This is a genomic window from Bradyrhizobium sp. NDS-1 (assembly GCF_032918005.1).
GTDB classification, from domain to species: Bacteria; Pseudomonadota; Alphaproteobacteria; order Rhizobiales; family Xanthobacteraceae; genus Bradyrhizobium; species Bradyrhizobium tunisiense.
This window is the reverse complement of sequence record NZ_CP136628.1, coordinates 7303184-7329066: the sequence shown is the minus strand read 5'-3', so window position 1 is coordinate 7329066 and position 25883 is coordinate 7303184. Positions and strand designations below refer to the sequence as shown.

The window sequence follows — 25883 nt, the reverse complement described above, 5'->3', positions numbered from 1 at the left end:
ATGAACGCGCCCGTTCATCCCAGGATCGGCTCCCGCCAGGTATTCACCATCGCCGGACCTGCGATGGTCGCGAACCTCACCACGCCGCTGATCGGCGTGGTCTCGACCACGGCGATCGGACGGCTCGATGACGCCGCCCTGCTCGGCGGCGTCGCGATGGCCTCCGTGATCTTCGACTGCCTGTTCTGGCTGTTCGGCTTCCTGCGCATGAGCACGCTCGCCTTCACCGCACAGGCGCTCGGCGCCGGCGAGGCGCGCGAGCAGACCGTGATCCTGGTGCGCGGCTTCATCGTGGCGGGCCTGGTCGGCGCCGCTCTGATCCTGCTGCAATTGCCGCTGGCCGCCGTGCTGTTCGACCTGATGGGCGGCAGCGAAGGCGTGACACGCGCCGCGAAGACCTATTTCATGATCCGGATCTGGTCCTCGCCCTTCGCCTTCGCCAATTACGTCATTCTCGGATGGCTGGTGGGGCAGGCCCGCGCCAATCCGGCGCTCGGCCTCCAGGTCGTCATCAACCTGATCAACATGGCGGCGACTATCCTGCTGGTGCTGGTCTACGACACCGGCATCGCGGGCGCGGCCATCGCTGCGGTGCTGTCGGAGACGACGGGATTCGTGCTCGGCGTCATTGTCTGCCGCCGATATGCCGTTGGCGGCTTCAAGGTGCCTCGCGCAGTTCTGTTCGATCGCGCAAAGCTGATGCGGCTCCTGGCGGTGAACACCGACATCCTGATCCGCACCGCGGCGCTGATCGCGGTGTTCCTGTTCTTCACCGCCAAGGGCGCGCGTGCCGGCGACGTGACGCTCGCGGCGAATTCCGTGCTCAACAATTTCCTTTTGGTGAGCGCCTTCTTCCTCGACGGCCTCGCCAACGCCGCCCAGCAGCTTTGCGGCCGAAGCTTTGGCGCACGCAACGCAAAGGGCTTTGCGGATTCGACACGGCTGGTGCTGCTGTGGGGGCTCGGCTTCGCGATGGTCGTCGCCGCGCTGTTCGCGACGTTCGGACCTGATATCATCAACGTCATGACCGCGAGCGAGGACGTGCGTCGCGCCGCGCGCGACTTCCTTCCATTCATCGTGCTTGCGCCGATCCCCGGCGTGTTCGCCTTCGGCTTCGACGGCATCTATGTCGGCGCGACCTGGGCGCGCCAGATGCGCAACCTGATGCTGGCGTCGCTCGCGATCTTCCTCATCACCTGGTGGGCGCTGCAGTCCCTCGGCAATGCCGGGCTGTGGTGTGCGCTGATCGCGTTCTACGTGGCACGCGGCGGATTGCAGGGGGCAATGTATCCGGCGTTGTACCGGGCGACGTTCTCGAAATCGTAGCTCGTGTCCCGGACGCGCTGCAGTATGGGCCCCGCCTCTGCAGCGCACCGCTGAAGAAGCGCTGCGTCCGGGGCACGAGACTGCCTTACATGCCCGGCCAGTCTTCCGCCGTCAGCGTCGCCGCATCCGCGCCGACGATCTCGGAGAGCGAATCCCGCCCGGTGCGGAGCAGCGTCGAGGTGAGATCGCGCTTGATCTCGTCGACGAGACCGAGGCCCTTGTAGACCAGCGACGAATAGAGCTGGATCAGGCTGGCGCCGGCGCGGATCTTGGTCAGGGCAGCGCCGCCGGAATCGACGCCGCCGACGCCGATCAGCGGGAATGCGCCCTCGACGCGCACATAGGTCTCCGCGACCATGCGCGTCGACAGGCGGAACAGCGGTCGGCCGGACAAGCCGCCTTGCTCCTTGGCGCGCATCTGCTCGCGCAGCGTGCTCGGCCGCGCGATGGTCGTGTTCGACACGATCATGCCGTCGACCCGGCGCGAGCGCGCGACCTGCACGACGTCGTCGAGCTGGGCAAGGCTCAAATCAGGCGCGATCTTGAGCAGCACCGGCGTGTCGCCGGCCTTCTGGCGCACCCGCTCGCGTGCGTTGATCACCCGCGCAAGGAGCTCGTCGAGCAGCGCGCCTTCCTGCAGATTGCGCAGGCCGGGCGTATTCGGCGAGGAGACATTGACGGTGAAATAGCTCGCGACCGGCGCAAAGGTCTCGATCAGCTTGACGTAGTCGGCGACGCGGTCCGGCGAATCCTTGTTGGCGCCGACATTGACGCCGACGATGCCGCCGTGCTGCGCGCGCGCGGCGAGGCGGCGCAACGCGACATCCGCGCCGTCATTGTTGAAACCCATGCGGTTGATGATGGCTTCGTCGCGCTCCAGGCGAAACAGTCGCGGCCGCGGATTGCCGGCTTGCGGCTTCGGCGTCACCGAGCCGATCTCGACGAAGCCGAAGCCGAGACGCAGCAGCGCATCCGGCACCTCGGCGCTCTTGTCGAAGCCGGCGGCCATGCCGATCGGATTGGGGAAATTGAGCCCGAAGGCGCGCACCGCGAGCTTGGGATCGTCGGCACGCGGCTTGGCCGGCGGCAGGAAGCGGAGGCCCTGGATCGCGAGGCGATGCGCATCCTCCGGATCGAGCCAGCGCAGCACCGGCAGCGAAAAGGCGTCGAAAGCACGGATCACGGCGCAAGCTCCGGAGTGTCGTGGCTGCCGTCGGAGCGCATGTTGAGGTTCATCACCGACAGCACAGCGCCGAAATCGAGCTCGCCATAGAGGTGTGGAAACAGCTCGTCATTGCGCGAGCGCTCCCAGCGCAGCTCGGCTCCGAGCGCGTCGCCGTCGACCTCGACCAGGAACAGCGCGCGCTGCCCGAAATAGTGCTTGCGGAGGGTCTCGGGAACCTGGGCGGCGGTCGAGAAATGGATGAAGCCGTCGCGCGCATCGTCAGCGCTGCCCCGGTAGACACCCTGCCGCTCCGCCTCGCGCCAGGCCGAGGCCGGACAGATTTTGTAGATCTTGACCACCGCTACCGCAGCCCTGTTTGCTCTTTGAGTCTTCTAGGTTTTTTCGCCTCTTGCGGGTCCTCAAAACCCGGGGGCGACCGTAAAGGCCGCCCCCTCCGAACTCAAGGCTTAGAGCCTATTCCGTTCCGATGAAATCGGAGCGGGCTCCAAATCTCCGTTTTGACGCGTTTTCTGGACGCGAACCGGTGTCCGTCCGGGTTGAAAGCGCCTCGCCCGCCGCCTCTTGCGCGAAAAACGGAAAACCGGTTGATTTGAGGACAGTTTTCCTGAGTTGCGACGGGCTGGACCTTCCATGGTCAAACAGGCCAAAGCGCAGAGGATACTGACTCACGACCAGATCTGGGTCGCGCTGGATCGGCTGGCGGAGCGCGCCGGCCTGTCGCCGTCGGGCCTTGCCAAGCGCGCCGGGCTCGATCCCACCACCTTCAACAGGTCCAAGCGCGTCACCTCTGACGGCCGCGAGCGTTGGCCCTCGACCGAATCGATCGCGAAGGCGCTGGCGGCGGCCGGCGCCTCGATCGAGAGCTTTGCGAGGCTGATCGACGACGACGCCGGTCATGGCCGCTCGGTCCCGATGCTCGGCTTCGCGCAGGCCAGCACGAGCGGCGCCTTCGACGAATCCGGCCTTCCCTCGGGAAAGGGCTGGACCGAAACCGCGCTTCCCACCACCGAGAACAGCGACACGTTTGCGCTGGAGATTTCCGGCGATGCGTTCGCCCCCGTTTACCGCGACGGCGACATCGTCCTGGTGTCGCCGGGCGCGCAGATCCGCAAGGGCGATCGCGTGGTGGTGAGAAGCAAGGCGGGTGAGGTGACCATCGCAACGCTGAGGCGCCGTACCGCGAAGGCCCTGGAGCTGCAGTCGCTCGATGCGTCACCGGCCGGACGCACGATGGCCGTCGGGGAGGTGGCGTGGGTCGCGCGGATCGTGTGGACGAGCCAGTGACGGTGCTCGTCGTCAGCGCAAGCTCGGCACGAGCCAGCGAAACAACGCCACGGCCGCCACAGCGCCCAGCATTTCCGCGATGAGGAAGCCGGGGACGTCGATCGGACGAATTCCGGAGAAAGTGTCGGTGAATGCGCGCGCCAGAGCGACTGCTGGATTGGCAAAATCCGTCGCAGTGAACCAGAAGCCGGCTCCAATATAGGCGGCGACCGCGCCCGCAAGAGCGGAGGGCTGCACGCGCGAGCAGGTCCACACCATTCCGATCAGGCCAAACGTGATCAGGAATTCGCTCAGCCATTGCGAATGACCGCTGCGCAGATGGGATGACAGCGAGTAGAGCGGCATGTCGAAAATCGCGTCAGCGATGGCGACGCCGGCGATGGCGCCGGCCAACTGGGCTGGCACATATAATCCGGCGACGCGCGGCGCGATGTCGCCGCGAAATGCCAGTACCAGCGAGATCAGTGGATTGAAATGAGCGCCCGACAACGGCGCGAGCCAGACGATCAGGGCGTAGAGCGCTGCCCCCGTCGAGAGCGCATTTGCGAGCAAGGCCAGAGCGATATTGCCTGCGGCCAGCCTCTCGCCAAGGATACCGGAGCCCACGATCGCGATGAGGAGGTAGGCGGTGCCGAGTCCCTCTGCCACCAGTGACCGCGCGAGGGAAGGTCCGTCATTGCGACCACCGGCATGACGCAATTCGCTCACCGCATTCACGAAACGCCTCACAGCACTTCGAAGATCTTGTAGGCGACCGCGCCCTCGACGAGATAGCCCTTGCCGACACAGACGATGTCATTGAGCCAGGCGTAGCTCTGCGAGCCGGTTTCGAACAGCGGATTGGTGCGGAAGTAATATCGGGCGGGATCGACCTTGGTGCGCCGCGCCGGATCCGCCATCTCGGCGCGCAGAGCCTGCGGCGTCACCCAGCGGCCGCCATACGTCATATAGATCAGCTCGCCATCATGCGTCCGCAGCGACAGGCGGACATCGAGCGTCATGGTGCCATCGGCGCGAAACAAGGCCCAGTCACCGCCGCCCTGCAGCACCTCGCCGCGCAGGCGCGGGCCTTCGAACGATCCCTTGGCTGCGCGGAACAGCACGCGCTGCCCGACGGGACCGGCACCGAAATTGAGGCGCGGATCGAGATCGACGACGATGTCCAGGAGATGCCGGGTCTCGAGATCGCCGACGGATTTGAGGCGGGGATCGGCCATGGTCTCTGGCACTCCTTGATTGTCTCGGATGGACGTCTTGGATGGAATGTGCCGGCTATGCCGCCCGTGGCACATCGCCGAACAGCTTGCGCCGGACCGCGTCGGTCGAGAGGCCGGATTGGGCGCACAGTTCGGAGAGATCGAAGACGAAGCGTTCATGCACGATTTTGTCGTCGCGAAAGGAGAAGGCGATGAACACGGGCAGCTCGGCACGGCGTCCGTTGGGCTCGCCTCCGAAGCGATCGCCCGTCATCGTCATCCGGGCGGTGCCCCAGCAGATCAGCGTATCGGCGGAATTGGCGTGGCCGTCGAGCGTGACGTGATAGTCGGGGAAGGACTTGAAGAAGCGCGTCAGGATGCGCTCGTTTTCGGCGAGACCTTGCACCCTGGTGCCGAAGGCCGGCGTCTCCAGCACCATGTCCGGATGCAGCACCTCCAGCGCCGCAGGAACGTCCTGCCGGCTCTTCGCGATCGCCAGCCGTTCCGCCAGCTCGAACATCCGCCTGCCGTCCATAGGGCACCTCATGACATTCCATATGTCTAATACATACATAATGTATGTTATATGCGGTTTGATACCGACGCGTCAAGCATTAGGTTGCGCGCGATGCGGGCGAAGGATCCTCCAAAGAGCCGTCGGGAAGAGTACAGCGAGGCCACCAGGCAGGCGCTGCTCGATGCCGGACGCGAAGCGTTCGCCGCCAATGGATTTCAGGCGGCGGGCATGGAGGCCATCTCGCGGGCGGCGCGGGTCACGCGCGGTGCGTTCTACCATCACTTCGAGGACAAGAAGGCGCTGTTCGACGCCGTGGTGGTCGCCATGCAGCGCGAGGCGGCCGCCAGAATCGAGGCCGCGGCAAGGGGCGAGCGCAAGATCTGGGACCGTCTCAGCGCCGGCATCGACGCCTATCTCGACGCCTGCGAAGAGCCGGCCTATGCGCGCATCGTCATCCAGGAAGCGCAGGCCGTGCTCGGCGAACCGCGCTATCGCGAGATCGAGGAGACCTATCCGACCGCGCTCCTGATCGCGACGCTGCGGGCGCTGAAGCGCGATGGCGAATTGAATGCGGAGGATGTCGATCTGCTCAGCCGGATGATCGACGCGATGATCTGCAAGATCGGGCTATTGCTCCCCTACGCGGACGATTCCAGGAAGCTGCGCAGAAACGGACAGAAGATCGTCGCGGCGGTATTGGAGACCTTCCGCAACAAGGCGTGAGCCTTCCTGATCCCCGTGATCGCCATTGCGACTCACCGACCCTCTCGCATGGGTTGCGGCCGATATTGCCGGCCCACCTTTATCTTAGGGGAATATGATGAATCGCCGTCATGCCTTGAAGGCCCTCGCGGGTCTCGCGCTCTGTCCGCTGTGCAAGCCGGCCTTTGCCGCCGAAGGCGCGCATTGGAGCTATGAGGGCGTCGGCGGCCCGGCCAAATGGGGCGATCTCGACGCGGCCAACAAGGCCTGTGCGGTCGGCCTGCAGCAATCGCCGATCGACATCGAGGGGACGATCAAGTCGCAATTGCCGGTTCTGAAACTGAATTGGGGCAAGAGCGCCGACACCATCGTCAACAACGGCCACACGATCCAGCTCAATTTCGCCGAGGGCAGCACGTTGATGCTCGGCGACGTCAAGTACAAGCTGCTTCAAGTGCACTTCCACCGGCCGAGCGAGCACATGATCGGCGGCAAGAATTTTCCGATGGAGGCGCATTTCGTCCATCGCACGAGGCCGGCGGGCTCGCCGTGGTCGGCGTGCTGATGGCGAGGGCAGGCCGAACGCGGCCTTCGGCAAGATCGTCAAGACCATGCCGGCGGCGGAAGGCCCGGCGGTGAAGGCCGATGCCGGCATCGATCCGCACGCCATGCTGCCCCAAAAGCTCAGCTATTTCCGCTATCCCGGCTCGCTGACGACGCCGCCGTGCTCGGAGGTGGTCGAATGGCTGCTGCTGACCACCGCGATCCAGGTGTCGGCCACCGACGTCGCCGCATTCGCAAAGCTCTATCCGATGAATGCGCGCCCGGTGCAGAAGGACAACAGGCGCTACGTGCTAAGGTCGATCTGAGCGGGAGTTCGTAGCCCGGATGGAGCGAAGCGCAATCTGGGACGGCTCGTGCATCTGGTGAGAACCCCGGATTGCGGTTCGCTCCATCCGGGCTACACCGGCCTCACGCGCTCCGCGCCAGCGCCCCGTCGATCATGTTGACCGCGTTCTGCACGCCGTACACCGCGACGAAGGAGCCGAAGCGCGGGCCCTTCTCCTGGCCAAGCAGCACCTGGTAGAGCATGTTGAACCAGTCCAGCGTGACGCCGGGGCGGCCGTCCTTGCCCTTCTTGACAGGATCGAGGAACGGCTCGCGGCGGCCGATCTCGTAGACGACGTTCTGGATGTCCTCGGCCGATGCGTCCTGCGCGAGCTGCGACAGCGCATCGCGCAGATCCTGCAGCGCGGCGCGCTCGGTCTCGGTGGGTTCGCGGAACGTCTTCGTCGGCGCGACGAAATCGCGATAATAATTAATGGCATAGCCCACCATCGCATCCAGCTTCGGATGCGTCTGCGGGCTCACGCCGGGACGGTAGCGGCCGATGAAGCCCCACAGCGTCTCGGCATTCTCCGCGTTCGACGACGACACCAGCGTCAGCAGAAGCTGGAACGTCACGGGCATGTCGCCCTTCGGCGGATGGCCGTTGTGGATGTGCCAGACCGGATTGCCGAGCTGTTGCTTGCCGTCCTGCTTGGCAAAACCGTCGATGAATTGCTGGTAGTCGTCGACATTGCGCGGGATGACGTCGAAATAGAGCCGCTTGGCCGCCTTCGGCTCGCGATACATGAACAGCGACAGCGATTCCGGCGAGGCGTAGCGCAGCCATTCGTCGATGGTGAGGCCATTGCCCTTGGACTTCGATATCTTCTGGCCCTTCTCGTCGAGGAAAAGCTCGTAGTTGAAGCCTTCCGGCGGCGTGGCGCCGAGCGCCCGCGCGATGGCACCGGACAGCTTCACCGAGTCGATCAGGTCCTTGCCGGCCATCTCGTAGTCGACGCCGAGCGCGACCCAGCGCATCGCCCAGTCGGCCTTCCATTGGCACTTCACATTGCCGCCGGTGACGGGCGTCTCGACTTCCTGGTTCGTATCGGGATCGACATAGGTCACCGTGCCCGCGGCGACGTCGCGGCGGATCATCGGCACCTGCAGCACGACGCCCGTCGTCTTGCTGATGGGCAGGAACGGCGAATAGGTGGCGCGGCGATCGGGACCCAGCGTCGGCAGGATGATCGCCATCACCTGGTCGTAGGCGGCCAGCATCTTGAGCAGCGTCGCGTCGAAGCGGCCTGATGTGTAGTAGTCGGTCGAGCTCGCGAACTCGTAGTCGAAGCCGAAATGATCCAGAAACGCGCGCAAGCGCGCGTTATTGTGCGCGCCGAACGACGGATATTCGTTCGAGAACGGATCCGGCACCCGCGTCAGCGGCTTGCCGAGATGCGCCGTCAGCATCTCCTTGTTGGGCACGTTGTCGGGCACCTTCCGAAACCCGTCCATGTCGTCGGAGAAGGCGAGCAGGCGTGTCTTGATCTTGTCCTCGGTCAGCACGCGAAAGGCATGCCGCACCATCGAGGTGCGCGCGACCTCGCCGAACGTGCCGATATGCGGCAGGCCTGACGGCCCGTAACCGGTCTCGAACAGCACCTCGTCCTTCGGGCTCTTCTTCAGCCGCGCGACGATGGCCTTCGCCTGCTCGAACGGCCAGGCGTTGGATTGTTCGGCGAGCGCACGCAAATCGCTCGGGTTCATGTCGGGATCGATAACGGACATCAAGAAGGGCCTCCGGGCCGCGGAAAATAGCGATTTCCGGGCAGAATGCAAAAATGGTCTCGGTCGTCATTCCGAGGCGATGGCTAGAACGGGCTCACTGAAAAATACCGCAGCCACAGATCGGTGTAGCGGCCTTTTTCCCAGACGCGGAACAGCGCCCAGTTCAGCGCCTGGCGCAGCACGTCGTTGCCCTTGCGCACGGCGATGCCGATGCCCTCGCCGAAGAAACGACTCTCGACGAAGGGGCCGCCGGAGAAGGCGCAGCAATCGCCGGAATCGGTGCCGTTGATCCAGAACGCGAGCGAGATGGCGTCGCCGAAGATGAAATCGACCTCGCCCTTGCGCAATGCGGCGCGCATCGCGTCGTCGTTGGGGTAGGGATGCAGCTCGGCGTCGGTGAACATGGCCTTGAGATAGGCCTCGTGCGCGGAGCCGGCGATGGCGCCGACCTTCTTGCCCTCGAGATATTCGGGCCGGATCTCCGGCATCACCGCGTCCTTGCGGGAGACGAAGCGCGCCGGCACGCGGTAATAGGGATCGGTGAAGTCGACCCGGGCGCGCAGCTGCGGGCTCACCGCCATCGAGGCAATGATGGCATCGCCCCGGTTGGAGGAGAGCGCATCGACCAGCGTCTCGAAGCGCCGCATCTGCACGGTGCAGGTGACCTTGATCTCCTCGCACAGCGCGCGGGCGAGATCGACATTGAAGCCGGCCGGGTTGCCGTCAGCGCCAGTATAGTTGAACGGCGGGTAGTCGGTCTCGGTCAGGAAGCGGATCACGGTCAGGCGCGACAGGTCCGGCCGTTCCGGTCGTCGCCGCGGATCCCAGAAGCCGGGAACGGCCTGCGGGGCGGCTTGAGGCGCGACCTGCGGCGTGGCCTGAGGTGCCGCCGGGGGCCGCTTGGCGGGAGCCTGAGCCTCGGCCCCGGGCAGGCCTGTGAGCAGGCAGGCGCCGACGGCCAGTGCCGTCAGCAAGCCACGGGCAGATTTGGACGATTTCGCCTGGTGCGATGGAGCCATCGGCCGGAAATGAACGAATTTCAGTGAGATCGGAGGGCCTTATAGACCATCCCACCGGGAACGCGAGCGCGGAATGCGGCCAAGGGGAGGGTGCGCTCCCTTCCCCGCTTGCGGGGGAGGGCGGGGGAGAGGGTGTCTCCTCTTGGCGAGAACCCCTCAATGGAGCGAGCCCCCACCTGGCGCAGGCTGCTTGGCCCTCAGAGATACTTCTTTAAATCCGCCGCCGCCTCTTCCGGCGTCCGCTTCAGGTTAAACGGCGACACGAACCTCCCGTCGCGGTCCATCAGATAGATCAGGGCGGTGTGGTCCATGGTGTAGTCGCCGTCCTTGGTCGGGACCTTCTTGGCGTAGACCCGGTAGGAGCTGATGACCTTTGCGGTCTCGGCGGGGTCGCCGGACAGGCCCTCGAGGTGCGGATCGAAGCTCGACAGATATTCCTTCATGGTCGCCGGCGTATCCCGCTCGGGATCGACCGAGATGAAGACGGCGTTGATCTTGTCGGCATCCTTGCCCAGCGCGCGCAGCACTTCCGAGATCTCGAACAGCGAGGTCGGGCAGACGTCGGGGCAATGGGTGTAGCCGAAGAAGATCAGGGTCGGCTTGCCCTTGAGGTTCTTGTCGGTGACGGCCTTGCCGTTCTGATCGGTGAGTTGGAACGGACCGCCGATCGCGGCCGGCTGCGCCACCTTGCTGACCCCGCCCATGGCCCAGAACATGATCAGGAGCCCGACAACGAGGCTTGCGGCGAAGGCGGTCGCGATCACCAGCGGACGGGTGGCGGAACTCATGAGCGGAAAACTTCCTGTCGCGGATCAGAAGCAGGCGGCGAAACCGGTCCTGATCATTTCGAAGAACATCTGCGTGCCGTAGTGGAACCACAGCGCCAGCGCGCCGAGCACCAGCAGTCCACCGGTCGCCGCGCCCGCCCACAGCAGCACGGATGACGTCCGGCCGGCATTGGGCGAATTGTCCTGTAGGCGATGTGCCGGGTGCAGTGGTTGAGCCATGGCAATGACGGGGCAAAAGCCCGGGTTCCCAACCTTCAGATAAGCGTCAGTCCGCCTGCGGACAAGTCGCCGCCGGCGGGCAGGGCGCCGCTGGCGGCTCAGAACGATCCAGTCAGGTCGAGAACGTCAGCGCAGGAGCTGGCCCCGGGCGGACTCGATCCGGTCCGCCTGCGGGAGAGACCGGCGCGACGGCTTGATTGCCGAGGCCTGCGCGTCGAGGTAGCAGGGCTTGTACATGGCCTGGAGCTGCCTGCCCTTCAGGAAGAGCATGTTCGGGGTGAGGCCGCCGCGCTGGCTGATCCAGCGCCTCACCTGCGACGGGTACATCGCATAGAGCATCTGGGTTGCTTCAATATTGGTGACCGCGCGGCCATTGTTGCCGAAATCCCAGGCCGCGTGGAAGCCAAGCGTCGCGCTCGAGGTCACGCAAATCCGGTCGTGCGGGATAGCGCCGAGGACGATGGTGCAGGCGGAGGCGCAGAGGCCGTCGATGATGACGGTTTCGCCCGACTGACGCAGATCCTGGTATTTGTCGACGTAGGTTCCGATCCGGCCGCCGCGGTCATCCGCGATCCGAACCACCGCGTGAGAAACCCCCATGCCAGCGATCAACAGAACCGCCGCAAGCAACCCCGTCAGAAACTTCATTGGCCCCCGCCCCGGTCGAATTCGAATCTGCGTGTCAGGTGGTGATGCACGGCTAGCGTCCGTCTTAACCGAGGTTTTGTCTAGGCAGGCCGGCTCGCTCGAAACAAATTCAAATCCAGTGTTGCGTCCGCGCTGCACTCGGAGAGTCTCCATCCCAAAGCGGAACAAGTTAATGATGTCTTGCGCGCCCCATACTTGATCTCAGTTACAACCGCTGGCTTCAATCCGGGCAAATACAGGGGAATTCATGGTGGGGGAAAACATGGCTGAAGAGACGGACGTGGTCGTTGTCGGCGCGGGACTATCGGGGCTGGTTGCCGCAACCGAGATCGCCGAGGCGGGCAAGCGCGTGATCCTGGTCGACCAGGAGGGCGAGCAGTCGCTCGGCGGCCAGGCATTCTGGTCGTTCGGCGGATTGTTCCTGGTCGATTCCCCGGAGCAGCGCCGGCTCGGCATCAAGGATTCCTTCGACCTGGCCATGCAGGACTGGGTCGGTGCGGCGGGCTTCGACCGGGACGAGGATTTCTGGCCGCGGCAATGGGCCGAGGCCTATGTGGCGTTCGCGGCCGGCGAGAAGCGCGCCTGGCTGCGGGCCATGGGCCATCGCATCTTTCCGGTGGTCGGCTGGGCCGAGCGCGGCGGCTACGACGCGATGGGCCACGGCAATTCCGTGCCGCGCTTTCACGTCACCTGGGGCACCGGCCCGGGCATCGTCGAGCCGTTCGAGCGCCGCGCGCGCGAGGCCGCCAGCAGCGGCCGGCTGAACTTCCGGTTCCGCCACCGCGTCGACGCGCTCTCGATCACCAACGGCATGGTGGATGGCGTCAGCGGCGCCATCCTCGCGCCTGACAATATCGAGCGCGGAAAGAGCTCCTCGCGCAACGTGGTCGGTGAGTTCGCGCTGAAGGCGCAGGCCGTGATCGTGGCCTCCGGCGGCATCGGCGGCAATCACGAGCTGGTCCGGCAGCACTGGCCGAAGCGGCTTGGCGATCCCCCGAAATTCATGATCTCCGGCGTGCCCGAACATGTCGATGGCCGCATGATCGGCATCACGGAGAAATCAGGCGCGCGCCTGATCAATCGCGACCGCATGTGGCATTATGTCGAGGGCATCCGGAATTGGTCGCCGATCTGGCCGCGCCACGGCATCCGCATCCTGCCCGGACCCTCCTCGATGTGGTTCGACGCAACAGGGACGCGGCTGCCGGCGCCGCTCTTCCCCGGCTCAGACACGCTCGGCCAGCTCAAATACATCATGTCGACGGGCTATGATTATTCCTGGTTCATCCTGACCCAGAGCATCATCAAGAAGGAGTTTGCGCTGTCGGGCTCGGAACAGAACCCCGATCTGACCGGCAAGAGCTGGCGCATGACCTTGCGCCGCGCCACCAACAAGGGCGCGCCGGCGCCGGTGGAAGCGTTCAAAAGCCATGGTGTCGACTTCATCGTACGCGACAAGATCGACGACCTTGTTGCGGAGATGAACAAGCTTGCCGGCAGCGACCTTCTCAAGCTCGAGCACATCAGGATGCAGATCGAGGCGCGCGACCGCGAGATCGCCAATCCCTACGTCAAGGACGCGCAGGTGATGAACATCCACAATGCGCGCCGCTATATCGGCGACAAGTTGATCCGAACCGCCTCCCCGCACCGCATCCTCGACCCCGCGCATGGGCCGCTGATCGCGGTGAAGCTCAACATCCTCACCCGCAAGACGCTGGGCGGCTTCGAGACCGATCTCGATTCCCGTGTGTTCGGCGCGGAGGGACGCGTCATTCCCGGCCTCTATGCGGTCGGCGAAGCCGCCGGCTTTGGCGGCGGCGGCGTACACGGCTATCGCTCGCTGGAGGGTACTTTCCTCGGCGGCTGCCTGTTCTCGGGCCGCAATGCGGGACGTGCCGCGGCCAAAGCGGTGGGCTAGATCCATGCGGTGGTGGATGCTGTGCATCGGCGCGCTGGTCGCGGTATTGGCCGCCGCTTCGGCCGCATCCGCCGAGACCATCGACGTTGGCGGCGTGAAGCGTTCCTACACCACGCAACTGCCGGCCAAAAAGCCTGCCGCGCTGGTGGTCGTGCTGCACGGCAAGACCCAGCGCGGCGCCGACATGATCGCGCGGACGGGGTGGCCGCAGGTCGCCAAACGCGAAGGTTTTGCCGTGGTGTTTCCCGACGGGCTCAACCACGCCTGGGCCGATGCGCGGACCAAGGCGGGACCTGCCCTGCGCGGCCCACCGGTGGGGACCGATGACGTCGCCTTCATCGCCAAGCTCGTCGAAAAGCTGGTGGCCGACGGCACGGCCGATGCAGAGCGCGTCTATGTCGCCGGCCTCTCCAATGGCGGCGCCATGGCGATGACGCTGGTTTGCGCCCGCGCCGATCTGTTTGCCGCGGGCGCGAGCGTGATCATGAATCTCACCGACGAGGCCGCGGTCACCTGTCATCCGTCCCGGCCGCTGCCGATGCTGCTCATGAACGGCACGGCCGATCCGCTGGTGCCTTATGAGGGCGGACGCGGATCGAGCTATTATGCCGCGGACGGATTCTGGTCGACCGACGAGACACTGGCGTTCTGGCGCAAGCTCAATGGCTGCGAGACGGGTGACGCCAGCGTGTCCGATCTACCCGACAGGAACGTTGCGGATCAATCCACGGTCACGCGGATCACCTCGCGCTGCCCGCCCGGGCACGACGTCATGCTCTATCGCATCAACCAGGGCGGCCACCGCATGCCCGGCTTCGCCCCGGATGCCCGCTTCCCAAGGGTCGCAACCAAGTTGCTCGGCCCGCAGAACGGCGACATCGACGGCGCCGAGACGATCTGGTCGTTCTTCAGCCAGTCTCGTTGAGCGGGCAGCGCATGCACCCCGGGGGTGGCAGAGCGCGGGTCGCTGGGCTAGACAGGGCCGCCATTCCAGTGAGGAGATCCCCAATGAGCATTGAACGTTTCGAAACCGGCCCGCGCATGAGCCAGGTCGTCGTGCACGGCAACACCGTTTATCTCGCCGGCGTCGTCGCGAACAAAGCCGCCGGCGAAAGCGTGACGAAGCAGACCCAGGACATCCTGGCGACCATCGACGGCCATCTCGCCAAGGCCGGCACCGACAAGTCGAAGCTGCTTTCGGCCACGATCTACATCACCGACATGAAGACGTTCGGCGAGATGAATGCGGTGTGGGACGCCTGGGTCTCGCCGGGCAACACCCCGGCGCGCGCCACCGTCGAAGCCAAGCTGGCGGCGCCGCAATACACCGTCGAGATCATGGTCATTGCGGCGAAGTGATTTCGCGAAAACTTCACGCGCGTTGATGACCTCCCAGGTAATCGATCAACGCGCGTGAACCTTCGATAGTCAGGTCAGCCGGACAACACGGCGCCATCGAAGGAGAGTACCATGACCGACCCCGTCACCATCGCCCGCCGCTACATTGAGCTCTGGAACGAGCGCACGGCCGGCCGGCGCCGCGAGCTGCTCAGCGAAAACTGGACCGCGGATGCGAGCTATGTCGATCCCCTGATGAAGGGCGATGGCCGCGACGGCATCGAGGCGCTGATCGCAGGCGTGCAGCAGCGCTTTCCGGATTTCAAGTTCAGCCTGATCGGTGAGCCCAACGGCTATGGCGAGCACGTCCGTTTTTCCTGGGGCCTTGGTCCCGACGGCACCGATAGCCCTATCAAGGGCACCGATTTTGCCGTGCTAAAGGACGGCCGCATCAGAAGCGTGACCGGATTTCTCGATCAGGTGCCGGCCGGGGCGTGAGGCCGCTCGCCGTCCTCGCCGCACGTGCGGGAGGGGAACTGCGTTTGGACCTTCACAAGAGGTCGTCATGCCCGGCTTGTCCCGGGCATCAACGTTCTCCGTGAGCCGTCGGAAGGCGTGGATGGCCGGGACAAGCCCGGCCATGACGATGCGGAGACTATCGTCGCCCCAATGTACAGGCTCACACGCGATTGGTCTGCCACGGACGGATGGTCGAACCCCTCGACGAAGCCATCCCCACGGCTTACCTGTCATGCCGTGCCGCCCCGTACTCTCCAAACATCGGCCGAGCCGGCCGCGCTGCTGCCTCGCCGCTTCCAGCAATGGTTCGCGGGCCGCGGCTGGTCGCCGCGTGCGCATCAATTGGCGCTGCTGGAGAAGGCGCGCGAGGACGCCAGCGCGCTGCTGATCGCACCGACCGGCGCCGGCAAGACGCTGGCGGGATTTCTGCCCACGCTGGTGGAACTGTCGATGCAGCCGATCGAGCGGGAGGCGGGTGAGAAGAGAAGCCTCGTCTCCACCGGCCGCAGCGTGCAACGGACGGGTGGCCTGCACACGCTCTACATCTCGCCGCTGAAAGCGCTCGCCGTCGATATCGCGCGCAATCTGGAGCGGCCGGTCGCCGAGATGAGCCTGCCGATCAAGGTCGAGACCCGCACCGGCGACACGCCGGTGTCGCGGCGGCAGCGGCAGCGGCGCTATCCGCCGGACGTGTTGCTGACGACGCCCGAGCAGCTCGCGCTGCTGCTCTCCTCCGACGACGCGCCGTTCCTGTTCTCCTCCCTGAAGCGCATCGTGCTCGACGAGCTGCATGCACTGGTGACGTCCAAGCGCGGCGATTTGCTTTCGCTGGGCCTTGCGCGGTTGTGGCGGCTCGCGCCGCAGATGCGCGCGATCGGCCTGTCGGCAACCGTGGCCGAGCCGGATCAGCTCGCGCGTTTCCTGGTGCCCCAGCCGGGCGGCAAGCAAGCCGCCGCCGACATCGTCGTCGCCGGCGGTGCGGCCCCGCCCGAGGTCGAGATGCTCGACACGCGCGAGCGCCTGCCCTGGGCCGGCCATAGCGCGCGCCATGCGCTCCCTGAAATCTACGAGCTGATCAAGGCCAACAAGACCACGCTGGTCTTCGTCAATACCCGCAGCCAGGCCGAGATGCTGTTCCAGAATCTCTGGAGCATGAACGACGACGGCCTCGCCATCGCGCTGCATCACGGCTCCCTCGACGTCGCCCAGCGCCGCAAGGTCGAGGACGCGATGTCGGCGGGACGCTTGCGCGGCGTGGTCTGCACATCCTCGCTCGACCTCGGCGTCGACTGGGGCGATGTCGATCTCGTCGTCAATATCGGCGCGCCAAAGGGCTCCTCGCGCCTGATGCAGCGCATTGGTCGCGCCAATCACCGCCTCGACGAGGCCTCGCGCGCGGTGCTGGTGCCGGCCAACCGTTTTGAAGTGCTGGAGTGCCGCGTCGCCATCGACGCGATCGCCGAGAACGCGCAGGATACGCCGCCGTTGCGCACCGGTGGCCTCGACGTGCTGGCCCAGCATGTGCTGGGCTGTGCCTGCGGCGAGCCGTTCCTCTCCGATGAACTTTATGCCGAGATTCGCACCGCAGCCCCCTACGCCGACCTGTCGCGGCAGGATTTCGACGACGTCGTCGATTTCGTGGCGTCCGGGGGCTACGCACTGAAGACCTACGAGCGCTTCGCCCGCATCAAGCAGGACAAGGAGGGACGCTGGCGCGTCGCCAATCCCAAGGTGCGGCAGAGCTACCGCATGAATGTCGGCACCATCGTCGAGGACGACATGCTGAAGGTGCGGCTGGTGCGCTCACGCGGCGGGAGGCAGGGAGAAGCGGGCGGCTCGACCGGCGTGATCGCGCGCGGCGGCAGGTTGCTCGGCGAGATCGAGGAAGCCTTCATCGAGGGCCTGAGCGCCGGCGATACCTTCGTGTTCTCGGGCGAGGTGGTGCGCTACGAGACCCTGGTCGAGGACCAGGTCTATGTCTCGCGCGCGCATGACAAGGACCCGAAAGTGCCGTCCTATATGGGCGGCAAGTTTCCGCTCTCGACCTATCTCGCCGAACGCGTGCGCCGGCTGCTCGATGACGGCCGCGCGTGGGGCGCATTGCCGGAACAGGTGCGCGACTGGCTGTCGCTGCAAAAGGACGTCTCGCAGGTGCCGGCCGTGCGCGAGCTTCTGGTCGAGAGTTTTCCGCGTGCCAACAAGCACTATCTGGTCTGCTACCCCTTCGAGGGACGCCTCGCGCATCAAACCCTCGGCATGCTGCTGACGCGGCGCCTCGAGCGCGCCCGCGCGCGGCCGCTCGGCTTCGTCGCCAATGAATATGCGGTGGCGATCTGGGGGCTTGGAGATCTCTCCTTCATGATCCGCGACGGCCGGGTCGACCTCAATGCGCTGTTCGACCCCGACATGCTCGGCGACGATCTCGAGGCGTGGCTCGCGGAATCCGCGCTGATGAAGCGCACGTTCCGCAACTGCGCGATCATCTCCGGCCTGATCGCGCGCCGCCACACCGGCGAGGAGAAGAGCCGCCGTCAGGTGCTGTTCTCGACCGATCTCGTCTATGACGTGTTGCGCAAGCATCAGGCCGATCACGTCCTCCTGCGTGCCGCGCGCGCCGACGCTGCCACCGGTTTGCTCGACCTGCGCCGCCTCGGCGACATGCTCGCCCGCATCCACGGCCGCATCACGCACCGGGAACTCGATCGCGTCTCTCCGCTGGCCGTGCCCGTGATGCTGGAAATCGGCCGCGAGTCAGTTTATGGCGAAGCGGCTGACGAGCTTTTGGCCGAAGCCGCCGACGAGCTCGTCAAAGAGGCGATGGATAGAAGCGGGTAAGACGTGACGGCAGGCGCGCAAGTTTCGGGGGATGTCGACGACATGCGCGTGTCCACAGTCACCATCCGCGATGTGACTTTCGCCGCCGATCTCTCCGGCGCTTTGTTCTGGGAAGAGCAGCGCCTGCTCGTCGTCTCCGATCTGCATCTGGAAAAAGGGTCCAGCTTCGCCGCTCGCGGCGTGCTGCTGCCGCCTTACGATACCGTCGCGACGCTCGGCCGTCTCGCTGCTGCCATCTCCCGCCATGATCCGCGCACCGTCATCGCGCTCGGCGACAGCTTTCACGACCGCAGGGCGCATGAGCGGTTGTCGCCGGACGACCGCGATGCCGTCGCCGCGCTCCAGACCGGCCGCGACTGGATCTGGATCTCCGGCAATCACGATCCGATGCTGCCCCGCGATCTCGGCGGCACCGTCGCGGGCGAGGTCTCGGTCGGCGCGATCACCTTTCGTCACGAGCCCACCGGCGCCCACGGCGAGATCGCGGGCCATCTCCATCCCAAGGCGCGCGTCTCCGCGCGCGGCCGCTCGATGGAGCGCCGCTGCTTCGCTTCCGACGGGATGCGCGCGGTGATGCCGGCGTTCGGCGCTTACGCCGGCGGCCTCAGCATCCGCGATGCTGCATTTGCAAAGATCTTTCCGGCCAATTGTTTTGTCGCCCATCTCCTGGGCGATCGCCGGGTCCACGCCATCGCGGCCTCGCGCTGCTGCTGAGATTTCAGCCCTGCTCTGGAACAAATTAAGAACACTTTAGCAAGTCTTTGATATATCATAGTGATTCGGCGCATTGCCGACACAATATCTAGCGTCTGTCAGACTTTGCGAGGACTAGATGTCCACCATCGCCTTCGATCAATTCGCCCTCACCCGGATCGCCGATTTTGCGCGCTCGCTGTCGCGGCTGCATCAGGCCGCGCGGCGCCAGAGGATCGACGACGATCAGTTCGACCGCGAGTTCAACGCGGTGTGCCAGTCGATCTGGGGCTACACCATCGACGACGTCAGCGATGATCTGTTCTCGACTGAGGATCATCTGTTTCTCGACACGCTGGACGAAGCGCATGCGCGCATCTTCGCAGCCGAGCAGGGCTACGACCTCGTCGGCGAGGCTGGCATGCTGACGGATTGGTGGGGCTTCTGCTGGATGATCCTGGCTGAGAAGCGCGGTCTCCTGACGCCGGACAACCGGGCCGCCGCGCGCGCGGCGATCGAGGAGAAATATCTGGCGGCGCCGAATGTGATCGGGGTGATCATCGGGAGATAATCGTCTTGTGTCCCGGACGCTGCGCAACGCGCCGCGTCCGGGACGCGAGAGCGAGTTATTCCAATCCCGCGCGTTTCGCCGGCTTCTGTGTCTTCGGCACCGTCACATCGGGCAGCGCCTCGCGCACGATCTCAGGCGAGGTCGGCGCATCCGCGGACACCGTCTCCGCCCGCACGGGCGCCACCTTCATCTCGCCGAGACGTGCGCGGACCTGGGCGGTGAGGCCGGGATAGGAGGCAACCGGGGTGAAGTCCGCCGCCTGGTCGTTGCCGACGCGGATGCCGGTATAGGCGACGAGGCCGTCAGTGGTGGCGATCACATCGCCGGCCTTCAGCGAGGAGTCCAGCGCCAGATCGACCGGCGCAAGCCCGACCGGCTCGCGACCGTTGCAGGTGCAGTCGGCGCGTAACGCCTTGCGGTAGGCGAACGCGTTCTCGCTGTCGGCGTAGCGCTCGCCGGTCTGCGACGCGGCACCGTCGATTGAGGAGCCGAAATAGACCTTGGTCGCGCTGGCAGGACAGAACGCCTGACACATCTGTGCCGGCGAGGCGAGGCCGCGCATCAGCGGAAAGTATTTGCCGTCGCAGCTGCGCACGCAGAAGGCAGGGCCCGAGCCGCCAGCCGCGGCTGACCGCGTCGGAGGCACATAATGCGGGGTCGCGGCATCTTGCTGGCCGGTGAAGGGATCGGCGTAGGAGTTCGCCTGTTGCGGCACCTCGCGCCGCGGCCGTTGCTGTTGCATGCCGCCGAACAAGAAATCGAACAGGCCTTCGGCCGAAACCGGGGCGGGAGCCGCAAGCAGTGGTGCTGCGAGGGTGGCGGCTACAAGCATCGCGCGACGCCGCCGGCGCGCATGGGACAGAACTGTACGCAACGCTCACTCCACCCGACGCTACTGAACTGGCCGAGACCCCAGGGCCTCAGCACATGATTCACCATAAGGCGGGATGGTAAATGAGCGGTTGAGGGGGAGTTGATCTCGTGCCCCGAACGCAGCGCCCGGGACACGAGAGGCATCACGCCTTCAAGAATTCCGACGCCTTGTACAGCGAGCGGAACGGCAGGCCGGCCGCACCGAACGTATCGGTGGCACCTTCCTCGCGGTCGACCATGGTCAGGACCAGCACCACATTGGCGCCGGCCTCGCGCACCGATTCCACCGCCTTCATCGCCGAGCCGCCCGTGGTGGTGACGTCCTCGACGATCACGACGCGCTTGCCTTCCAGCGTCTCGCCTTTTGGCAGACCTTCGATCGCGAGCTTGGCGCCGTGCTCCTTCGGCTTCTTGCGCACGAAGAAGGCAGCGATCGGATGGCCCTTGATCCAGGAGATCTGCGCCAGCGCGCCGGCGAGCGGCACGGCGCCCATCTCGAGGCCGCCGATGAAATCGAGATTGTCGTCCTTCAGTGCCTCATAGGTCAGCTCGGCGAGGAGGGTCGCTCCCTCGGGGTCGAGCATGGTCGGCTTGAGATTGAAGTAGAAATCGCTCTTGCGGCCCGACGCGAGCGTCACCTCGCCGCGGCCGAAGGAGCGCCGGCGGATGATTTCGAACAGGCGGGCGCGGGAGGCAGATTTCGACACGGCGGTCCCTCGAACAGCTTTTTGGAGGAGGCGGAATTTATCCGCGACGGCCGCGACATTCCAGAGGGGGCGTCCCTCGTCAACAGGGATCGGCCATCCCCGGCTGCCGGTTGTGGGGCTGCGACCTTATGGAGTAGGTGGAGGCCGAACCTGTCAGGGGCAAGGAAACAACGCATGACCATCGAGCTGCACACCTGGAACACGCCGAACGGCCGCAAGATCTCGGTCGCGCTGGAGGAGATGGGGCTGCCCTACAAGGTGGTTCCGGTGAACATCACCAAGGGCGAGCAGATGGCGCCGGAGTTCCTGAAGCTGTCCCCGAACAACAAGATCCCCGCGATCGTCGACCCCGAGGGCCCCGACGGCAAGCCGGTCAGCATCTTCGAATCAGGCGCGATCCTGCTCTATCTCGGTGAAAAGACCGGCAAATTCCTGCCGAAATCACTTGGCGCACGGATTCCGGTCTACGAATGGCTGATGTGGCAGATGGGCGGCTTCGGTCCGATGCCGGGCCAAGTGCACCATTTCATCGCACTCGAGAACGAGGAGGACCGCGCCTACGGCTTGAAGCGCTACATGGCCGAGACGCGCCGGCTCTACGGCGTGCTCGACCGCCGCCTGGAGGGGCGCGACTTCGTTGCCGGCGACCTGTCGATTGCCGATTTTGCCATCCTGGGCTGGGCCTGGCGCCACCCGCGCCACAAGGTCGAGCTGGCGGACTTCCCCAACGTCAAGCGTTGGTATGAGGCCCTGATGGCCCGTCCAGCGGTGAAACGGGGCATGGATGCGAAGTTGGATTGAGGGGCGCTCTTACCCTCCCCTGGAGGGGGAGGGTCGGCGCGTAGCGCCGGGGTGGGGTGATCTCTCCACACCAATACTGTTGGACGGGGAGGGGCCGTCACCCCACCCCGCTACGCATTCCGCTTCGCTGCATGCGTATCGACCCTCCCCCTTCAGGAGAGGGTAAGAGAAACTCTCACACCTTCTTCGCTTCCACCGCCATCCGCACCGCGAGCCCGGCCAGCACGGTGCCCATCAACCAGCGCTGCACCAGCATCCAGCTCGGCCGGTTTGCCAGGAACAACGCGATCGATCCGGCGGCCAGCGCGATCATCGCGTTGACACTGACGCTGATCGCGATCTGGATCGCGCCCAGCACCACCGACTGGGTCAGCACGCTGCCGGCGGCGGGATCGATGAATTGCGGCAGCAGCGCCAGATAGAGCATCGCGATCTTCGGGTTGAGCAGGTTGGTGACGAAGCCCATCGCGAACAATTTGCGCGGGCTGTCGATGGCGAGCTTCCGGACCTGGAACGGCGAGCGGCCGCCCGGCTTCACCGCCTGCCAGGCCAGCCAGAGCAGATAACCGGCACCCGCAAGGCGCAGCGCGTCATAGGCAAAGGGAATCGCAAGCAGCAGCGCCGTGATGCCGAACGCCGCGCACAGCATGTAGAACACGAAGCCGAGCGCCACGCCGCCGAGCGAGACGATGCCGGCCGCGGGGCCCTGCGTGATCGAGCGTGAGATCAGGTAGATCATGTTCGGTCCGGGCGTGAGCACGAGACCGAGGCAGACGAGGGCGAAGCCGAGCAGGGCGGGGGTATGGGGCATGGGCGAACCGGTGCGAGGATGGTTCGGTTCTAATATGCGGGGGATCGCACGACCACCGCGCAATTGCTCGGAGAGCAATTGAGGGCCGGTCAGAATCATGCCCCATGGTGGTCCCGGCCCATGCGCAATTGCGCATGATGCCGGGAGGACACTGTGAGTGGCGCTAGTGCGCCTCGTCCCAATTATTGGCCGCTCGTGCGTCGACGTGCAGCGGCACCGAGAGCAGCACGGCGGGGAACGGCGCGTCCTGCATCACGTGCTGCACGACGGGGAGCGTCGCCTCGACCTCGGCGTCGGGCACCTCGAAGATCAGCTCATCGTGCACCTGGAGCAGCATCTGCGCCGACAGCTTCTTCTCGGCGAGCGCGTCCTCCACGCGCGTCATGGCGCGGCGGATGATGTCGGCCGCGGTGCCCTGGAGCCGGGCGTTGATCGCGGCGCGCTCGTTGAAGGCGCGCACCGAGGCGTTGGACGCCTTGATGTCGGGATAGTGCATCTTCCGGCCGAACAGCGTGGTGACGTAGCCGTGGCTGCGGCAGAAATCGCGCGTCTCGTCCATATAGGCGCGGATGCCGGGGAAGCGCTCGAAATATTTCTTGATGTAGGCCGAGGCTTCCTCGCGGGCGATGCCGAGCTGGTTGGCGAGGCCGAACGCCGAGATGCCGTAGATGATGCCGAAATTGATCGCCTTGGCGCGGCGGCGGATTTCGCTGGGCATGCCCTTGATCGGCACGCCGAACATTTCCGACGCCGTCATGGCGTGAATGTCGAGCCCGTCGCGGAACGCCTGCTTCAGCACGGGAATGTCGGCGATCTCGGCAAGCAGCCGCAGCTCGATCTGCGAATAGTCGGCGGAGACGAGCTTGTGCCCGGGCGTGGCAATGAAGGCGCGGCGAATCTTGCGGCCATCCTCGGTACGAACAGGGATGTTCTGCAGGTTCGGCTCGTTCGACGACAGTCGGCCCGTCGTGGTCGCGGCCAGCGCGTAGGTGGTGTGCACGCGATGGGTCTGCGGATTGACATAGGTCGGCAGGGCGTCCGTGTAGGTCGATTTCAGCTTCGAGACCTGGCGCCACTCCAGGATCTTTCTCGGGAAGTCGTGGCCCTGTTCGGCAAGCTCGTCCAGCACCTGGGCGGTGGTCGACCATGCGCCGGTTTTCGTCTTGGTGCCGCCTGACAATCCCATCTTGCCGAACAGGATGTCGCCGATCTGCTTGGGGCTGCCGACATTGACCGGCTCGCCCGCGATCTCCTGGATCTCGGCCTCGACGCGCGCCGCCGTCTGGGCAAAGTCGCCGGAAAGACGCGACAGCACCTGACGATCGATCGAGATACCGCGCCGCTCCATGCGCGCAAGCACCGCAACCAGCGGCCGCTCCAGCGTCTCGTAAGCCGCGGTCATGTGCTCTGCGACGAGGCGCGGCTTCAGCACGTGCCAGACGCGCAAGGCGACGTCGGCGCCCTCGGCCGACAGCGCCGCGGCCTTGTCGATCGGCACCTGGTCGAAGGTGATCTTGCCCTTGCCGCTGCCGAGCAGCTCATTTTCCTTCAGCATGGCATGACCGAACCAGCGCTCCGACAGCGAGTCCAGCGCATGCGAGCCGCGGCCGGCATCGAGCACGTAGGAGATCAGGAGCGCATCGTCGATATTGCGCAAAATGATGCCGTGCTGCGCCAGCATCACGGCGGTGAACTTGACGTCGAAGCCGATCTTGAGGACGCCTGATGATTCCAGCACCGGCCGCAGCGCTTGAATCGCCTCTTCATGCTTGACCTGGTCGGGCGCAAGGCCGGCGTCGAACAGGCCGGCACCGCCGCCGGACTGCTTGTGCGCCAGCGGCACGTAGCAGGCATCGTTCGGCGCCAGCGCCAGCGCTATGCCGCAGAGATCGGCCTGCATCGGATCGATGGAGTTTGCCTTGATCTCGATCGCGACATGGCCGGCGTCATGAATGCGCGCGACGAATGCGTTGAGCTCCTTGAGCGTCTTGATCGTCTGATACTTGCCCCGATCGACGGGGAGCTTGCGCATGGCGTCTTCGCGCGCGGCAGCCAGCGAGATCGGCGCGCCCTTCAGGCTGGCGCCCTTGTCGCCCTTGTCGCCGCCCGTCGGGCCAGCTGCGGGGGCGGCGAAGAGATCGCCGGACGCCTCGGACGTTCTTGCTTTCGATGCGCCCTCGCCGGATCTGGCGGCGCTGCTGTTGCTGGCATCGGCGTCGACATTGGCGGGATCGATCTGCGAATAGTCGGCGACGCGGCGCGTCAAGGTGGTGAATTCCATCGCCTTCAGGAAGGAGATCAGCTTGCGCGCGTCGGGCTCGTGGACGGCGAGGTCGTCGAGCGGCACGTCCAGCTTGACCTTGTCGTCGAGCAGCACGAGTTTTCGCGAGATCCGCGCCTTCTCCGCGTTCTCGAGCAGCGCCTCGCGCCGCTTGGGCTGCTTGATCTCCCCGGCACGGAACAACAATTGGTCGAGGTCACCATATTCGGTGATCAGCTGCGCCGCGGTCTTGATGCCGATGCCGGGCACGCCGGGCACGTTGTCGGTGGAATCGCCGGCCAGCGCCTGCACTTCTACGACCTTGTTCGGCGGCACGCCGAATTTCTCGATCACCTCGGGGATGCCGATGCGGCGGTCCTTCATGGTGTCGTACATGGTGACGCAATCGGTCACGAGCTGCATCAGATCCTTGTCGGAGGATACGATCGTCGCGCTCGCGCCGCGCTCGCAGGCCTCGCGCACATAGGTCGCGATGAGGTCGTCAGCCTCGAAGCCGCCTTGTTCCAGGCAGGGCAGGTCGAAGGCGCGCACCGCCTCGCGGATCAGCGCGAATTGCGGGATCAGGTCGTCAGGTGCCGGCGGCCGGTGCGCCTTGTATTCGGGGTAGATCGCGTTGCGGAAGGTGACCTCCGACTTGTCGAACACGATGGCGAGGTGCGTCGGCCGGTTGTCCTCCGGCATGTCGCGCAGCAGCTTCCACAGCATGTTGCAGAAGCCGAGCACCGCATTGACCTGCAGCCCGTCGGACTTGCGGTTCAACGGCGGCAGCGCGTGGTAGGCGCGGAAGATATAGGAGGAACCGTCCACCAGGAACACGTGGTCGCCCTTGCCGGCGGCCTTGGCCGCAACAGGTTTGGCGGCAGCTGTCGCGGCGGGCTTGCTCTCGGCGGCGGCCTTGCTTTCAGTGGCAGGCTTGGGCGCAGCAGCTTTGGCGGAGGTCTTCGGGGAGGTCTTGGGCATGGCCGCAATGTATGAATTTTTGCGGGCTTTGACAGCCTCAGGCCGCGAGTTTTTACGACGTTGCCGCCGCTA

The 25883-nt window shown here is 65.4% G+C and carries 25 protein-coding genes and 1 pseudogene; 12 read left to right on the top strand and 14 right to left on the bottom strand.

Going from position 1 to position 25883, the window contains the following annotated elements:
- A complete protein-coding gene (locus tag RX330_RS34275) occupies positions 1 to 1326 on the top strand; it encodes an MATE family efflux transporter (protein WP_317241441.1) in 1326 nt (441 codons plus the stop codon).
- A gap of 85 nt (positions 1327 to 1411) precedes the next feature.
- Here the strand turns inward: RX330_RS34275 and RX330_RS34270 are convergent, their stop codons facing one another.
- Both RX330_RS34270 and RX330_RS34265 read right to left on the bottom strand, forming a co-directional pair.
- Positions 1412 to 2509 (bottom strand): quinone-dependent dihydroorotate dehydrogenase, encoded by a 1098-nt coding sequence (locus RX330_RS34270; RefSeq protein WP_317241440.1) that lies wholly within the window; start codon positions 2507 to 2509, stop codon positions 1412 to 1414.
- Positions 2506 to 2850 carry a DUF952 domain-containing protein gene (locus RX330_RS34265; protein WP_212084169.1) on the bottom strand — a complete coding sequence of 115 codons (345 nt, stop codon included), beginning with the start codon at positions 2848 to 2850 and terminating at the stop codon, positions 2506 to 2508. Before RX330_RS34265 ends, RX330_RS34270 begins: the two co-directional genes overlap by 4 nt.
- A 292-nt stretch (positions 2851 to 3142) precedes the next feature.
- Between RX330_RS34265 and RX330_RS34260 the strand changes: the two genes are divergently transcribed.
- On the top strand, positions 3143 to 3796 hold the full coding sequence (locus tag RX330_RS34260; RefSeq protein WP_317241439.1) for a helix-turn-helix transcriptional regulator: 654 nt from the start codon (positions 3143 to 3145) through the stop codon (positions 3794 to 3796).
- Positions 3797 to 3808: 12 nt separating this feature from the next.
- Here RX330_RS34260 and RX330_RS34255 read toward each other — a convergent pair whose 3' ends face one another.
- The 3 genes from RX330_RS34255 to RX330_RS34245 all read right to left on the bottom strand — a co-directional run bounded on the left by RX330_RS34255 (position 3809) and on the right by RX330_RS34245 (position 5527).
- Entirely contained in the window at positions 3809 to 4444 is a 636-nt protein-coding gene (locus RX330_RS34255) for an aquaporin (protein WP_317241438.1), read from the bottom strand.
- A 77-nt stretch (positions 4445 to 4521) separates the two neighbouring features.
- On the bottom strand, positions 4522 to 5013 hold the full coding sequence (locus RX330_RS34250; RefSeq protein ID WP_317241437.1) for a DUF3237 domain-containing protein: 492 nt from the start codon (positions 5011 to 5013) through the stop codon (positions 4522 to 4524).
- Positions 5014 to 5068: 55 nt separating this feature from the next.
- The gene (locus tag RX330_RS34245; protein WP_317241436.1) at positions 5069 to 5527 is read right to left on the bottom strand and encodes an ester cyclase; all 459 of its coding nucleotides are present in this window, start codon (positions 5525 to 5527) and stop codon (positions 5069 to 5071) included.
- A gap of 93 nt (positions 5528 to 5620) precedes the next feature.
- Here RX330_RS34245 and RX330_RS34240 point away from each other — a divergent pair, with 93 nt between their 5' ends.
- Positions 5621 to 6232, top strand: a complete 612-nt coding sequence (locus RX330_RS34240) for a TetR/AcrR family transcriptional regulator (protein WP_212084177.1) — start codon at positions 5621 to 5623, stop codon at positions 6230 to 6232.
- Between the two features lie 97 nt (positions 6233 to 6329).
- Positions 6330 to 7080: pseudogene (locus RX330_RS34235) on the top strand (carbonic anhydrase).
- A gap of 103 nt (positions 7081 to 7183) precedes the next feature.
- Here RX330_RS34235 and RX330_RS34230 read toward each other — a convergent pair.
- From RX330_RS34230 to RX330_RS34210, 5 genes are all read right to left on the bottom strand, one after another.
- Positions 7184 to 8827 carry a lysine--tRNA ligase gene (locus RX330_RS34230; protein WP_317241435.1) on the bottom strand — a complete coding sequence of 548 codons (1644 nt, stop codon included), beginning with the start codon at positions 8825 to 8827 and terminating at the stop codon, positions 7184 to 7186.
- Between the two features lie 83 nt (positions 8828 to 8910).
- A complete protein-coding gene (locus RX330_RS34225) occupies positions 8911 to 9846 on the bottom strand; it encodes a transporter substrate-binding domain-containing protein (RefSeq protein WP_317241434.1) in 936 nt (311 codons plus the stop codon).
- Between the two features lie 197 nt (positions 9847 to 10043).
- Positions 10044 to 10634 (bottom strand): SCO family protein, encoded by a 591-nt coding sequence (locus RX330_RS34220; protein WP_317241433.1) that lies wholly within the window; start codon positions 10632 to 10634, stop codon positions 10044 to 10046.
- 24 nt (positions 10635 to 10658) lie between these two features.
- Positions 10659 to 10853 (bottom strand): hypothetical protein, encoded by a 195-nt coding sequence (locus RX330_RS34215; RefSeq protein WP_317241432.1) that lies wholly within the window; start codon positions 10851 to 10853, stop codon positions 10659 to 10661.
- 126 nt (positions 10854 to 10979) lie between these two features.
- Positions 10980 to 11501 carry a hypothetical protein gene (locus tag RX330_RS34210; RefSeq protein WP_212084189.1) on the bottom strand — a complete coding sequence of 174 codons (522 nt, stop codon included), beginning with the start codon at positions 11499 to 11501 and terminating at the stop codon, positions 10980 to 10982.
- Positions 11502 to 11763: 262 nt separating this feature from the next.
- Here RX330_RS34210 and RX330_RS34205 point away from each other — a divergent pair, with 262 nt between their 5' ends.
- The 7 genes from RX330_RS34205 (at position 11764) to RX330_RS34175 (ending at position 19378) form a co-directional block, all read left to right on the top strand.
- Positions 11764 to 13422 (top strand): FAD-binding dehydrogenase, encoded by a 1659-nt coding sequence (locus RX330_RS34205; RefSeq protein WP_317241431.1) that lies wholly within the window; start codon positions 11764 to 11766, stop codon positions 13420 to 13422.
- Between the two features lie 4 nt (positions 13423 to 13426).
- Positions 13427 to 14347 (top strand): alpha/beta hydrolase family esterase, encoded by a 921-nt coding sequence (locus tag RX330_RS34200; protein ID WP_317241430.1) that lies wholly within the window; start codon positions 13427 to 13429, stop codon positions 14345 to 14347.
- Positions 14348 to 14430: 83 nt separating this feature from the next.
- Positions 14431 to 14781, top strand: a complete 351-nt coding sequence (locus tag RX330_RS34195; protein ID WP_212084196.1) for a RidA family protein — start codon at positions 14431 to 14433, stop codon at positions 14779 to 14781.
- Between the two features lie 111 nt (positions 14782 to 14892).
- Positions 14893 to 15258, top strand: coding sequence for a nuclear transport factor 2 family protein (locus tag RX330_RS34190; RefSeq protein WP_317241429.1), 366 nt, complete (start codon positions 14893 to 14895; stop codon positions 15256 to 15258).
- A gap of 258 nt (positions 15259 to 15516) precedes the next feature.
- Entirely contained in the window at positions 15517 to 18114 is a 2598-nt protein-coding gene (locus tag RX330_RS34185) for a ligase-associated DNA damage response DEXH box helicase (protein WP_317241428.1), read from the top strand.
- Between the two features lie 42 nt (positions 18115 to 18156).
- Entirely contained in the window at positions 18157 to 18828 is a 672-nt protein-coding gene (gene pdeM, locus RX330_RS34180; RefSeq protein ID WP_317241427.1) for a ligase-associated DNA damage response endonuclease PdeM, read from the top strand.
- Positions 18829 to 18946: 118 nt separating this feature from the next.
- Positions 18947 to 19378, top strand: coding sequence for a hypothetical protein (locus RX330_RS34175; RefSeq protein ID WP_063199785.1), 432 nt, complete (start codon positions 18947 to 18949; stop codon positions 19376 to 19378).
- 55 nt (positions 19379 to 19433) lie between these two features.
- On the opposite strand, the gene RX330_RS34170 is transcribed toward RX330_RS34175, so the two are convergent.
- Both RX330_RS34170 and pyrE read right to left on the bottom strand, forming a co-directional pair.
- Positions 19434 to 20210, bottom strand: a complete 777-nt coding sequence (locus tag RX330_RS34170) for a DUF2865 domain-containing protein (RefSeq protein ID WP_317241426.1) — start codon at positions 20208 to 20210, stop codon at positions 19434 to 19436.
- 184 nt (positions 20211 to 20394) lie between these two features.
- The gene (pyrE, locus tag RX330_RS34165) at positions 20395 to 20958 is read right to left on the bottom strand and encodes an orotate phosphoribosyltransferase (RefSeq protein WP_212084206.1); all 564 of its coding nucleotides are present in this window, start codon (positions 20956 to 20958) and stop codon (positions 20395 to 20397) included.
- A gap of 174 nt (positions 20959 to 21132) precedes the next feature.
- Here pyrE and RX330_RS34160 point away from each other — a divergent pair, with 174 nt between their 5' ends.
- Positions 21133 to 21759, top strand: a complete 627-nt coding sequence (locus RX330_RS34160) for a glutathione S-transferase family protein (protein ID WP_317241425.1) — start codon at positions 21133 to 21135, stop codon at positions 21757 to 21759.
- Positions 21760 to 21934: 175 nt separating this feature from the next.
- On the opposite strand, the gene RX330_RS34155 is transcribed toward RX330_RS34160, so the two are convergent.
- Positions 21935 to 22570: a LysE family translocator gene (locus RX330_RS34155; protein WP_317241424.1), complete on the bottom strand. Its 636-nt coding sequence runs from the start codon at positions 22568 to 22570 to the stop codon at positions 21935 to 21937.
- A gap of 163 nt (positions 22571 to 22733) precedes the next feature.
- On the bottom strand, positions 22734 to 25811 hold the full coding sequence (gene polA, locus RX330_RS34150) for a DNA polymerase I (RefSeq protein ID WP_317241423.1): 3078 nt from the start codon (positions 25809 to 25811) through the stop codon (positions 22734 to 22736).
- Positions 25812 to 25883 lie beyond the last annotated feature (72 nt).

Coding starts and splice junctions, on each gene's coding strand:
- RX330_RS34155 (WP_317241424.1), bottom strand. CDS start 22,570: ATGCCCCATACCCCCGCCCTGCTCGGCTTCGCCCTCGTCTGCCTCGGT.
- pdeM (WP_317241427.1), top strand. CDS start 18,157: ATGCGCGTGTCCACAGTCACCATCCGCGATGTGACTTTCGCCGCCGAT.
- RX330_RS34195 (WP_212084196.1), top strand. CDS start 14,431: ATGAGCATTGAACGTTTCGAAACCGGCCCGCGCATGAGCCAGGTCGTC.
- RX330_RS34240 (WP_212084177.1), top strand. CDS start 5,621: ATGCGGGCGAAGGATCCTCCAAAGAGCCGTCGGGAAGAGTACAGCGAG.
- RX330_RS34260 (WP_317241439.1), top strand. CDS start 3,143: ATGGTCAAACAGGCCAAAGCGCAGAGGATACTGACTCACGACCAGATC.
- RX330_RS34275 (WP_317241441.1), top strand. CDS start 1: ATGAACGCGCCCGTTCATCCCAGGATCGGCTCCCGCCAGGTATTCACC.
- RX330_RS34205 (WP_317241431.1), top strand. CDS start 11,764: ATGGCTGAAGAGACGGACGTGGTCGTTGTCGGCGCGGGACTATCGGGG.
- polA (WP_317241423.1), bottom strand. CDS start 25,811: ATGCCCAAGACCTCCCCGAAGACCTCCGCCAAAGCTGCTGCGCCCAAG.
- RX330_RS34190 (WP_317241429.1), top strand. CDS start 14,893: ATGACCGACCCCGTCACCATCGCCCGCCGCTACATTGAGCTCTGGAAC.
- RX330_RS34210 (WP_212084189.1), bottom strand. CDS start 11,501: ATGAAGTTTCTGACGGGGTTGCTTGCGGCGGTTCTGTTGATCGCTGGC.
- RX330_RS34175 (WP_063199785.1), top strand. CDS start 18,947: ATGTCCACCATCGCCTTCGATCAATTCGCCCTCACCCGGATCGCCGAT.
- RX330_RS34200 (WP_317241430.1), top strand. CDS start 13,427: ATGCGGTGGTGGATGCTGTGCATCGGCGCGCTGGTCGCGGTATTGGCC.
- RX330_RS34215 (WP_317241432.1), bottom strand. CDS start 10,853: ATGGCTCAACCACTGCACCCGGCACATCGCCTACAGGACAATTCGCCC.
- RX330_RS34230 (WP_317241435.1), bottom strand. CDS start 8,827: ATGTCCGTTATCGATCCCGACATGAACCCGAGCGATTTGCGTGCGCTC.
- RX330_RS34220 (WP_317241433.1), bottom strand. CDS start 10,634: ATGAGTTCCGCCACCCGTCCGCTGGTGATCGCGACCGCCTTCGCCGCA.
- RX330_RS34170 (WP_317241426.1), bottom strand. CDS start 20,210: ATGCTTGTAGCCGCCACCCTCGCAGCACCACTGCTTGCGGCTCCCGCC.
- RX330_RS34225 (WP_317241434.1), bottom strand. CDS start 9,846: ATGGCTCCATCGCACCAGGCGAAATCGTCCAAATCTGCCCGTGGCTTG.
- RX330_RS34160 (WP_317241425.1), top strand. CDS start 21,133: ATGACCATCGAGCTGCACACCTGGAACACGCCGAACGGCCGCAAGATC.
- RX330_RS34245 (WP_317241436.1), bottom strand. CDS start 5,527: ATGGACGGCAGGCGGATGTTCGAGCTGGCGGAACGGCTGGCGATCGCG.
- RX330_RS34250 (WP_317241437.1), bottom strand. CDS start 5,013: ATGGCCGATCCCCGCCTCAAATCCGTCGGCGATCTCGAGACCCGGCAT.